This window comes from Halobacillus naozhouensis (genome assembly GCF_029714185.1).
Lineage (GTDB): Bacteria > Bacillota > Bacilli > Bacillales > Halobacillaceae > Halobacillus_A > Halobacillus_A naozhouensis.
Genome location: NZ_CP121671.1, coordinates 2722020 through 2734075 on the forward strand (window position 1 = coordinate 2722020; position 12056 = coordinate 2734075).

Here is a 12056-nt window from a genome sequence, read left to right on the forward strand (position 1 = left end):
ACAACATGAGTTACCAAGTTACGGTCATCGGCGGAGGCCCATCAGGCTTAATGGCTGCGATTGCAGCAGCTGAACAAGGGATGAAAACACTACTCCTTGATAAAGGAAAGAAACTCGGCACTAAACTTGCCATCTCAGGTGGCGGACGCTGTAATGTCACTAATCGTCTTCCTGAAGACGAAGTGATCAGACACCTTCCTGGCAACGGCAAATTTTTGTATAGTCCATTTTCTGTTTTCAATAACTATGATATTATCGAGTTTTTTGAAGAGCTAGGGGTTGGATTAAAAGAAGAGGACCATGGACGAATGTTTCCAGTTAGTAATAAAGCAAAAGATGTCGTCAATGCTCTTCTTAATCGTCTCGAGGAATTAAACGTTGAAATTCGAACAAAAACGCCCGTAGAAGCAATTCATTATGGACAGGATGACCATCAAATTATCTTACAATCCAAAGAGAAAATCAGTACACGCTCTGTCGTATTAGCCGTTGGCGGTAAAGCTGTCCCTCATACAGGCAGTACTGGGGACGGGTATGCATGGGCTAAAAAAGCGGGCCATACCATCACTGAGTTATTTCCAACTGAAGTCCCTTTAATTTCGAAAGACTCTTTCATTCAAGAAAAGACCCTCCAGGGACTTTCTTTACGAGATGTTAACGTGTCAGTATTAAGTAAGAAAAATAAACCACTGATCACCCATCGTATGGACATGCTGTTCACACATTTTGGATTATCAGGACCAGCTATTTTAAGATGTTCGCAATTTGTAGTAAAAGAATTTATGAAAGGTCATAGACCCGTAACCATCGAAATCGACTGCTTACCCGATCGAAATGAACACTCTATAATTGATGAATTTTACAAGCAAATGAATGAGCAGCCCAGGAAGTCATTTCGCAACATTGTGAAGGGAATTGTTCCCGAGCGCTTACTTGACTATCTACTGCAACATATTAGTGTGAAATCTGGAGACAAAGCAGCAAACATCTCAAACCATCAGCTGCGTGACTTCGTTAACGATCTAAAACATTTTCAAGTATCCATACATGATTCCCAGCCTATTGAAAAAGCTTTTGTAACAGGCGGTGGTGTCTCCATTAAAGAAATCGTACCAAACACGATGCAATCAAAACTAATGAATCGGTTATATTTTTGTGGAGAAATTCTCGATATTCATGGGTATACGGGAGGCTATAATATTACAGCGGCTATGGTTACGGGAAGAGTGGCCGGGATCCATGCTGCCTATGAAGCAATGGGCACTTAAAACATGTATGGCTCAAAAGGAAATATTCTGAGAGAGTAAAAAGTCTGCTCTCTCAGCCTCTTTACCAATAGATATCCCTAAGAAATTCACCAGGATACTAAGTAACCCTTTGAATCCACATAGTAATTCCCCGACCAACCACATTCCTTGCCCCTCCACTATATTTACATCTGCTTTTCAGTAATCATACAAATACCTCCGGTGCCAAATATACCTTTTAAGTCAACCCACTTCAAAAAAGTTTTAAGTAACTTGCAAATCTCAGTTTAAAATAACTCTTTTAAAGCAAAATAAAAAAGTACTTATTAAAATTGTGAGGGTGAAAATTTTATGGCCTTTTTTAAATTGCTCAAAAAGGGAAATAAATCATCTGGTATTGCAGCAATAGGGAACACATTGTTGGCGATCATTAAAGGGATAGCTGCTGCAGTGAGTGGGAGTGGAGCCATGTTCGCTACTGCCATTCATTCTGCCGCAGATGCGACTAACCAGGGATTTGTGTATTTCGGAAGCGCATTAGCTGAAAAAGAACCAACTAAGCGATTCCCTACTGGATTCGGACGAGTCGTGAACCTTTTTGTGCTCATTGCTGTAACCATAATAACGATCATGGCTTATGAAACCATCTTAAAAGGATGGAAATTAATACAAGAACCGCATCCTTCTTCTAACATTTGGCTAAACGTTGGCATACTAGCGATCGCCATTTTGGTCGACGGCTATATTTTAATTAAGGTAATGAAAGAAATTGGTAAGGAAAGCCGTTCTGAGTCAAACGGTGGCAATATCTTTATAAATGCATTTAAAAACGTTAGTCTGGCCGCACCGCCGACACGTCTCGTTTTCTATGAAGATATTGTAGCAACAGCCGGTTCAGCGATCGCCCTTATTTTTGTGGTACTTTCCTACTTTACTGGTCTTTACTTTCTAGATGGGCTAGGTACTTTAATTATCGGTATATTACTCATTGGCATCGCATTGAAAATTGGGTATGAAAACACACTCGGTCTTATTGGTGTCGCGGCTCCTAAAATTGTAGAGGAGAGGGTAGCTAAAGTTATTTTAAATGACGATAATGTTGTGGATATTAACAAACTACGTATCCTTCAAGAAGGAAGAGACTACCATGTAGAAAGTTATATTGAATTAAGAAAAGGGATGACTTTAGCCGAAGCAGATGATATTAAGTATCAAATACAAGAAAAAGTGTTACAAGATGAAAGTATCGTCGATGCTACTATAGGTATTTTAGAGACAGATGAACAGAAAGACTGGTCACCTGATAAAAAAGAAAGTGATCGTTCTGAATAAAGGTAACCCCTTCATGTTCTAACCTCTACTGAAGAATTAAAACATACAAAAAAGCCTTGGATATATCCAAGGCTTTTTAAATTGACGTGGCCGCGTCCTACTCTCACGGGGATCGACCCGACTACCATCGGCGCTGAAGAGCTTAACTACTGTGTTCGGCATGGGAACAGGTGTGACCTCTTCGCTGTCGCCACCACATCATTCTGTTAGGAAGGGTGAACCTTCAAAACTGGATAAGAGGGGCAAGACAAACATCATGTTTACGTTAATAATCTAGCTTTGACTCCCATAAACGGTCGTCTCCGCTTTTTGATATAGTTAAGTCATCGATTGATTAGTATCCGTCAGCTCCACGTGTCACCACGCTTCCACCTCGGACCTATCGACCTCATCGTCTCTGAGGAATCTTACTTACTTGGCGTAAGGGGAAATCTCATCTCAAGGGGGGCTTCATGCTTAGATGCTTTCAGCACTTATCCCGTCCACACGTAGCTACCCAGCCATGCTCCTGGCGGAACAACTGGTACACCAGCGGTGTGTCCATCCCGGTCCTCTCGTACTAAGGACAGCTCCTTTCAGATTTCCAACGCCCACGACGGATAGGGACCGAACTGTCTCACGACGTTCTGAACCCAGCTCGCGTACCGCTTTAATGGGCGAACAGCCCAACCCTTGGGACCGACTACAGCCCCAGGATGCGATGAGCCGACATCGAGGTGCCAAACCTCCCCGTCGATGTGGACTCTTGGGGGAGATAAGCCTGTTATCCCCGGGGTAGCTTTTATCCGTTGAGCGACGGCCCTTCCATACGGTACCGCCGGATCACTAAGCCCGACTTTCGTCCCTGCTCGACTTGTAAGTCTCGCAGTCAAGCTCCCTTGTGCCTTTACACTCTGCGAATGATTTCCAACCATTCTGAGGGAACCTTTGGGCGCCTCCGTTACTCTTTAGGAGGCGACCGCCCCAGTCAAACTGCCCACCTGACACTGTCTCCGAACCGGATCACGGTCCTGGGTTAGAATGTCCGTACAGCCAGGGTGGTATCCCACCAGCGCCTCCACCGAAGCTAGCGCTCCGGTTTCTCAGGCTCCCACCTATCCTGTACAAGCTGTACCAACATTCAATATCAGGCTACAGTAAAGCTCCACGGGGTCTTTCCGTCCTGTCGCGGGTAATGCGCATCTTCACGCATAGTATAATTTCACCGGGTCTCTCGTTGAGACAGTGCCCAAGTCGTTGCACCTTTCGTGCGGGTCGGAACTTACCCGACAAGGAATTTCGCTACCTTAGGACCGTTATAGTTACGGCCGCCGTTTACTGGGGCTTCGGTTCAACGCTTCGCGCCAAAAGCGCTAACGCATCCCCTTAACCTTCCAGCACCGGGCAGGTGTCAGCCCCTATACTTCGCCTTACGGCTTCGCAGAGACCTGTGTTTTTGGTAAACAGTCGCTTGGGCCTTTTCACTGCGGCTCCTCGGCAGAGGAGCACCCCTTCTCCCGAAGTTACGGGGTCATTTTGCCGAGTTCCTTAACGAGAGTTCTCCCGCTCACCTTAGGATTCTCTCCTCGCCTACCTGTGTTGGTTTGCGGTACGGGCGCCTCTTTCCTCACTAGAGGATTTTCTTGGCAGTGTGAAATCAGGAGCTTCGGTACTTTAGTTCCCTCCCCATCACAGCTTGACGTTGCCGAGTGGATTTACCTGCCTCGACCGTCTTACTGCTTGGACGCACACATCCAATGGTGCGCTCTCCTTATCCTCCTGCGTCCCCCCGTCGTTCAAACGGAAAGGAGGCGGTACAGGAATATCAACCTGTTGTCCATCGCCTACGCCTTTCGGCCTCGGCTTAGGTCCCGACTAACCCTGAGAGGACGAGCCTTCCTCAGGAAACCTTGGGCTTTCGGTGAAAGAGATTCTCACTCTTTTTTCGCTACTCATACCGGCATTCTCACTTCTAAGCGCTCCACCAGTCCTTACGGTCTGACTTCGCAGCCCTTAGAACGCTCTCCTACCACTGATCCGTTCGGATCAATCCGCAGCTTCGGTGGTGTGTTTAGCCCCGGTACATTTTCGGCGCAGAGTCACTCGACCAGTGAGCTATTACGCACTCTTTCAATGATGGCTGCTTCTAAGCCAACATCCTGGTTGTCTAAGCAACTCCACATCCTTTTCCACTTAACACACACTTAGGGACCTTAGCTGGCGGTCTGGGCTGTTTCCCTCTCGACCATGAACCTTATCACCCATGGTCTGACTCCCAGAACAAAGTCGTTGGCATTCGGAGTTTGACTGAATTCGGTAACCCGGTAGGGGCCCCTCGTCCAATCAGTGCTCTACCTCCAAGACTTTCTATTCTGAGGCTAGCCCTAAAGCTATTTCGGAGAGAACCAGCTATCTCCGTGTTCGATTGGCATTTCACCCCTACCCACACCTCATCCCCGCAATTTTCAACTTGCGTGGGTTCGGGCCTCCAGTCAGTGTTACCTGACCTTCACCCTGGACATGGGTAGATCACACGGTTTCGGGTCTACGACCGCATACTCACGCGCCCTGTTCAGACTCGCTTTCGCTGCGGCTCCGCTTCTGATGCTTAACCTTGCATACAGTCGTAACTCGCCGGTTCATTCTACAAAAGGCACGCCGTCACCCATCAATGGGCTCCGACTACTTGTAGGCACACGGTTTCAGGTTCTCTTTCACTCCCCTTCCGGGGTGCTTTTCACCTTTCCCTCACGGTACTGGTTCACTATCGGTCACTAGGGAGTATTTAGCCTTGGGAGATGGTCCTCCCGGATTCCGACGGAATTCCTCGTGTTCCGCCGTACTCAGGATCCACTCCGGAGAAAAGAAGATGTCGATTACAGGGCTCTTACCCGCTCTGGCTGATCGTTCCAGATCGATTCATCTATCTTCTTTTTTGGTAACTCCAATGGAGTGTCCTACAACCCCAGAAAGCAAGCTTTCTGGTTTGGGCTGATTCCGTTTCGCTCGCCGCTACTCGGGAAATCGCGTTTGCTTTCTCTTCCTCCGGGTACTGAGATGTTTCAGTTCCCCGAGTCTGCCTTCGTTTACCTATGAATTCAGTAAACGATCCTACTCCATTACGAGCAGGGGGTTTCCCCATTCGGAAATCTTCGGTGCACAGCCTACTTACGGCTTCCCAAAGCATATCGGTGTTAGTCCCGTCCTTCATCGGCTCCTAGTACCAAGGCATCCACCGTGCGCCCTTATTCACTTAACTATCTGTGAAAAGACGTTTGAAAATTGATGTTTGATGTCTTGTCATCCCGTGTTGATCTTGCGATCAAACACGTTCTGAAATATCTTATCCAGTTTTCAAGGTTCACATTGAGAAGATCGTTTGATCTCTCAAAACTGAACAACCAACCAGTGCGTCTTCCGTATGGATCAGCATCCATCAACCCGAAGGTTGTGTCCGCCTTCCATAGTTCCTTAGAAAGGAGGTGATCCAGCCGCACCTTCCGATACGGCTACCTTGTTACGACTTCACCCCAATCATTGGCCCCACCTTCGGCGGCTGGCTCACATAATGTGTTACCTCACCGACTTCGGGTGTTGCCAACTCTCGTGGTGTGACGGGCGGTGTGTACAAGGCCCGGGAACGTATTCACCGCGGCATGCTGATCCGCGATTACTAGCGATTCCGGCTTCATGCAGGCGAGTTGCAGCCTGCAATCCGAACTGAGAATGGTTTTATGGGATTTGCTACACCTTGCGGCTTCGCTGCCCTTTGTACCATCCATTGTAGCACGTGTGTAGCCCAGGTCATAAGGGGCATGATGATTTGACGTCATCCCCACCTTCCTCCGGTTTGTCACCGGCAGTCACCTTAGAGTGCCCAACTAAATGCTGGCAACTAAGATTAGGGGTTGCGCTCGTTGCGGGACTTAACCCAACATCTCACGACACGAGCTGACGACAACCATGCACCACCTGTCACTTGGTCCCCGAAGGGAAAACCCTATCTCTAGGGTGGTCCAAGGATGTCAAGACCTGGTAAGGTTCTTCGCGTTGCTTCGAATTAAACCACATGCTCCACCGCTTGTGCGGGCCCCCGTCAATTCCTTTGAGTTTCAGCCTTGCGGCCGTACTCCCCAGGCGGAGTGCTTAATGCGTTAACTTCAGCACTAAGGGGTGGAAGCCCCCTAACACCTAGCACTCATCGTTTACGGCGTGGACTACCAGGGTATCTAATCCTGTTTGCTACCCACGCTTTCGCACCTCAGCGTCAGAAACAGACCAGAGAGTCGCCTTCGCCACTGGTGTTCCTCCACATATCTACGCATTTCACCGCTACACGTGGAATTCCACTCTCCTCTTCTGTCCTCAAGTTCCCCAGTTTCCAATGACCCTCCACGGTTGAGCCGTGGGCTTTCACATCAGACTTAAGAAACCGCCTGCGCGCGCTTTACGCCCAATAATTCCGGACAACGCTTGCCCCCTACGTATTACCGCGGCTGCTGGCACGTAGTTAGCCGGGGCTTCCTCGTTAGGTACCGTCAAGGTACCGCTCTATTCGCACGGTACTTGTTCTTCCCTAACAACAGAACTTTACGATCCGAAGACCTTCATCGTTCACGCGGCGTTGCTCCGTCAGACTTTCGTCCATTGCGGAAGATTCCCTACTGCTGCCTCCCGTAGGAGTCTGGGCCGTGTCTCAGTCCCAGTGTGGCCGATCACCCTCTCAGGTCGGCTACGCATCGTCGCCTTGGTGAGCTATTACCTCACCAACTAGCTAATGCGCCGCGGGCCCATCTGTAAGTGATAGCCAAAGGCCATCTTTTACTTCTCCCTCATGCGAGGGAAAAGATTACCCGGCATTAGCCCCGGTTTCCCGGAGTTATTCCGATCTTACAGGCAGGTTGCCCACGTGTTACTCACCCGTCCGCCGCTCATTCCACAGGCATCACCCCCGAAGGGGATCTGCCTGCTTCCTGCGCTCGACTTGCATGTATTAGGCACGCCGCCAGCGTTCGTCCTGAGCCAGGATCAAACTCTCCATAAAAGTTAAGTTTGCTTGTGCACGGATGCACTGCCTTCAACGTTGCAACAGGACGTTGCGAACCTATTTGAAGATCCTTTGACTCTTTGCACACCGAATGTGCTTGTTTGTATTCCCTCTATATAATAGAAAGAATGTATTGACGTACTGGTTGGTTCGTTCAGTTTTCAAAGATCAAAATGTTGAGTGCCGCTTCAAAACAGCGACCTAATTAATGTAACATGGTAAAAGAGTTGAAGTCAACAACTTTCTTTATGAAATATCAGTTGCATTAATAGGTATTCGCAATGGATTGATGCGACGTAAATTAATTCTAGCATAAAGCCTAAAAGATTGTCAATAGTTCAATAGATTTTTCGAATCACCAATCAAATTGTAACTATTTGTATTTTAAAAGCAACACTAAATACTCTATATGTTATGAAATAAATTGTCAATGACTATTTTAAAAAAACCACACCCAGGATAAGTGTAGTTTTTCAGGCTGACTTTATATAATAAATAGAGCTTTTCCATTTCTTTCTAATGATTTTGGCTGCCATTTTTGCACCGCGTTTATCATCGGTGATCAGTAAAATATTCTTTTCACAGTCCATACGCTCTTTAAGCTCACGAGATAGATAGCTAAGGGGGATATTTTCAGACCCTGGGTATGGAGAATGTGAAGCCGATATATAATCTCGGATGTCTATGATACAGTACTCCTTTATAGAAATCTGTTCATCCCCAATATAAGTAAGCGACTTATGGTCTGCTGCATTTTTCAGGAAAAGTATTAGTACGATTACAATTATTAAAATTAAGATAAGTTCCATACAATGTTTCCTCTATTACCTTAAAAAACGAGCTCACCATTCCAGGCAAGCATACCGCCTTTAAGATTGTGGACCTGTTCAAATCCATTTTCCTTTAAAAATTCAGAGGCATTCATGCTTCTTCTTCCAGAGCGGCAAACCATGATATATTCTTTTCTTGGGTCTAGGTTGCCAACAGCTTCTGGTATATGACCTAGCGGAATGTGGTTGGCAGTAGGAATTACACCCTGTTCTACTTCTTCATCTTCCCTTACATCTATAACGGTGAACTCCTTGTTACTATCAAGAGCCTCTTGCAGTTCGTCTGCAGTGATTTCAGGAATATTGCTCATCAGAGATCTCCTCCTTAAAGTTATCTGTGATTCATATTGTATTAGTCTACATATTGAAGTCAAGAATTTGAACTCAATGTTACTGTTCAAAAGCACAAGCGTTCGATAGACAAGACAGAGGAAGTTCGTCTAAGACCGAACTAACCACTACGAGCGAGGGCGTGTGCCACCTTCAATGCGGAGCCACGGAGACAATTGACTAGTCTTGCGCGCTGGAGCTGGATGTCGCTTTCGTATGCCTAAAAAAAGGACGCCTTCGAAAGAATGACGTCCTCTCTCCTATATAATTAGTTGGCTACAATGTTTACCAGTTTACCTGGCACAGCAATTACCTTACGAACTGTTTTCCCCTCCAGCCATTCTTGCACTTGTTCATTCTCTAACGCAGCTTTTTCCAAATCCTCTTTTGAAGCATCTACATTAATCATCATCTTGGCCCGTACTTTTCCCATGACCTGGATTACAATCTCCACCTCATTTTCTACGAGCTTCGATTCATCGAAAGTCGGCCATTCCTGGTAGCTGATTGTTTCCTTGTGCTCAAGTTTCTCCCATAGTTCTTCAGCCAAGTGAGGGGCTACAGGGGATAACAACTTGACAAACCCTTCAGCAAATTCTTTAGGAATCTCGTTCGCTTTATAACCTTCATTAATGAAAACCATCATTTGGGAAATCCCTGTGTTAAAGCGTAGCTCCTGGAAGTTTTCACTTACCCTTTGGACAGTTTCATGATACGTCTTCTCCAATGACATATCAGCACTATTTTCTTTAACAGCTTTCGAAAGTTGTCCGTCGACCACAAACAATCTCCACACACGGTCTAGAAAACGTCTTGCTCCATCAAGCCCATTCGTAGACCAGGCAACCGAAGCGTCAAGAGGACCCATAAACATTTCATATAACCTTAGTGTATCCGCGCCGTGACTATAAACAATATCGTCCGGGTTCACTACATTTCCTTTAGATTTACTCATTTTCTCGTTACCTTCACCAAGAATCATCCCTTGGTTAAACAATTTTTGGAAAGGTTCTTTTGTGGGAACAGCACCAATGTCATAAAGCACTTTATGCCAGAAGCGTGCATATAGCAAGTGTAGAACTGCGTGCTCTGCTCCTCCAATATAGACGTCGACAGGCAGCCATTTCTTTAATTTTTCGAAATCGGCAAACACCCCGTCGTTATGAGCGTCAATGTATCGAAGGTAATACCAGCAGCTGCCCGCCCACTGCGGCATTGTATTCGTTTCACGGCGCCCCTTCATGCCTGTTTCCGGGTCAACCACATTCACCCATTCACTAATATTGGCTAATGGCGATTCCCCCGTGCCTGAAGGTTTGATTTCCGTAGTTATTGGCAGCGTTACAGGAAGTTGATCTTCCGGAACAGGTGAAGTCGTTCCATCCTCCCAATGGATAATAGGAATCGGTTCTCCCCAATATCTCTGACGGCTGAATAACCAGTCACGGAGCCGGTAAGTCGTTTTCTTCGTGCCTTTTTCATTTTTCTCCAGCCAGTTAATTGATTTCTTAATCGCTTCTTCTTTATCTAATCCATTTAAGAAATCAGAGTTCACATGTTTTCCATCACCCGTGTACGGCTCTTCTTCAATATCCCCGCCTTCAACTACTTCGATAATTGGAAGATCATACTTTGTAGCAAATTCATAATCACGTTCATCATGGGCCGGGACCGCCATGATTGCGCCGCTACCATAACTCATCAGCACATAATCAGCTACCCATATCGGCAATTTATTACCATCAATCGGGTTGACAGCATAAGCCCCGGTAAATACACCTGATTTATTTTTGGCCAAGTCTGTTCGCTCAAGATCACTTTTCTTCTGTGCTTGATCGATGTAATCCTTCACAGCTTCTTGTTGTTCATCTGTCACAATTACATCCACTAGTGGATGCTCAGGCGCCAGCACAGCATAGGTCGCTCCAAAAAGTGTATCAGGTCTCGTAGTAAATACGCCAAAAGAAGTTCCGTGACCGGCGATATCGAAGCTTACTTCCGCACCTTCTGATTTGCCGATCCAGTTTCGCTGCATATCTTTAATGCTTTCAGGCCAATCTAATTCTTCAAGATCATCAAGAAGCCGGTCTGCATAGGCAGTAATTTTAAGCATCCACTGTTTCATAGGTCTGCGTTCAACAGGATGGCCTCCACGCTCACTTTTGCCGTCGATTACTTCCTCATTGGCAAGTACCGTACCTAGTGCGGGGCACCAGTTCACGGCTACCTCATCAATATAAGCAAGTCCTTTTTCATATAGTTTAAGAAAAATCCATTGTGTCCATTTATAATAGTCGGGATCGGTCGTATTAACTTCCCTGTCCCAATCATAAGAGAAGCCTAGTTCCTGGATTTGCCTGCGAAAAGTATCAATATTATGTTTTGTAAATTCCCGAGGGTCATTCCCAGTGTCCAGGGCATATTGTTCAGCAGGGAGCCCAAAAGCATCCCAGCCAATTGGGTGCAGCACTTCATATCCCTGCATACGCTTCATTCTTGAAAGAATATCTGTTGCTGTATAGCCTTCAGGATGACCGACATGAAGACCAGCACCTGATGGATAAGGGAACATATCCAGCGCATAAAACTTCTCTTTTTCCGAATCATTGTCTGTTTTAAAAACTTTATTATCTACCCAGTATTTCTGCCATTTCTTTTCAATTTTCTTATGATCAAAAGCCATACTGTTCCTCCTTCTTACTTTTGCTATATAAAAAAGTCTCTCGTCCCTTATATTCAAAGGGACGAGAGACTTATCTCCCGCGGTACCACCCAAATTAACGTTATCATACGCTCACTTGACATCGATAACGGTGATAGAGCCGGAAGGAACTACTGACTTGTTCGCTCCTTCAACATCCAAGGCGAGTTCATAAAGGTCAAGGACAGCTTACACCGACCGCTGCCTCTCTTATGCTTGAAACTTTACTACTAGTCCTCTTCCACGTTTATTATATATATTCGTATAGTAATGAATGGTGATAGCTTTGTCAAGCTTACTCCCTATAATGTTTAGTAAACGTTTATACTGGGTATCTAGATAGTTACATCAAACTATTACCTAATGGAGGGTGCCCATGGTACGAAAATTATTTAAAAAGGCAACGGATTATGCAAAACAAAACCCTGAACAAACTAAACGTTATGCTAAAAAAGCCTTTGATACAATCAAAAACAAGCAAAAATCTTCATCTAGTAAACAGCCTAAAAAATAAAAGGTGTAAGCCTATTTTTCAAAATGGGCTTACATGTCGAATCTTTTCCTATATGTGCGCTGTAACCCCCACTCCT

The 12056-nt window shown here is 45.8% G+C and carries 6 protein-coding genes, 3 rRNA genes and 1 other annotated feature; of the genes, 3 read left to right on the top strand and 6 right to left on the bottom strand.

What is annotated here, in order from left to right:
• Window positions 1-5: 5 nt before the first annotated feature.
• Both P9989_RS14280 and P9989_RS14285 read left to right on the top strand, forming a co-directional pair.
• Window positions 6-1268, top strand: a complete 1263-nt coding sequence (locus P9989_RS14280) for a BaiN/RdsA family NAD(P)/FAD-dependent oxidoreductase (RefSeq protein ID WP_283075552.1) — start codon at window positions 6-8, stop codon at window positions 1266-1268.
• A gap of 330 nt (window positions 1269-1598) precedes the next feature.
• Entirely contained in the window at window positions 1599-2579 is a 981-nt protein-coding gene (locus P9989_RS14285; RefSeq protein ID WP_283075553.1) for a cation diffusion facilitator family transporter, read from the top strand.
• Window positions 2580-2663: 84 nt separating this feature from the next.
• On the opposite strand, the gene rrf is transcribed toward P9989_RS14285, so the two are convergent.
• From rrf to leuS, 6 genes are all read right to left on the bottom strand, one after another.
• Window positions 2664-2777: ribosomal RNA gene (gene rrf / locus P9989_RS14290) — 5S ribosomal RNA — on the bottom strand.
• A gap of 116 nt (window positions 2778-2893) precedes the next feature.
• Window positions 2894-5817 (bottom strand): 23S ribosomal RNA (locus P9989_RS14295).
• A 216-nt stretch (window positions 5818-6033) separates the two neighbouring features.
• Window positions 6034-7602 (bottom strand): 16S ribosomal RNA (locus P9989_RS14300).
• The 16S, 23S and 5S rRNA genes sit together here, the layout of an rRNA operon.
• A gap of 476 nt (window positions 7603-8078) precedes the next feature.
• A complete protein-coding gene (locus P9989_RS14305) occupies window positions 8079-8414 on the bottom strand; it encodes a rhodanese-like domain-containing protein (RefSeq protein ID WP_283075554.1) in 336 nt (111 codons plus the stop codon).
• Between the two features lie 20 nt (window positions 8415-8434).
• Window positions 8435-8746, bottom strand: a complete 312-nt coding sequence (locus P9989_RS14310; protein WP_283075555.1) for a rhodanese-like domain-containing protein — start codon at window positions 8744-8746, stop codon at window positions 8435-8437.
• 287 nt (window positions 8747-9033) lie between these two features.
• Entirely contained in the window at window positions 9034-11448 is a 2415-nt protein-coding gene (gene leuS / locus P9989_RS14315; protein WP_283075556.1) for a leucine--tRNA ligase, read from the bottom strand.
• A gap of 54 nt (window positions 11449-11502) precedes the next feature.
• Window positions 11503-11719, bottom strand: a binding site (T-box leader).
• A gap of 123 nt (window positions 11720-11842) precedes the next feature.
• Between leuS and P9989_RS14320 the strand changes: the two genes are divergently transcribed.
• Entirely contained in the window at window positions 11843-11980 is a 138-nt protein-coding gene (locus P9989_RS14320) for a hypothetical protein (protein ID WP_283075557.1), read from the top strand.
• Window positions 11981-12056 lie beyond the last annotated feature (76 nt).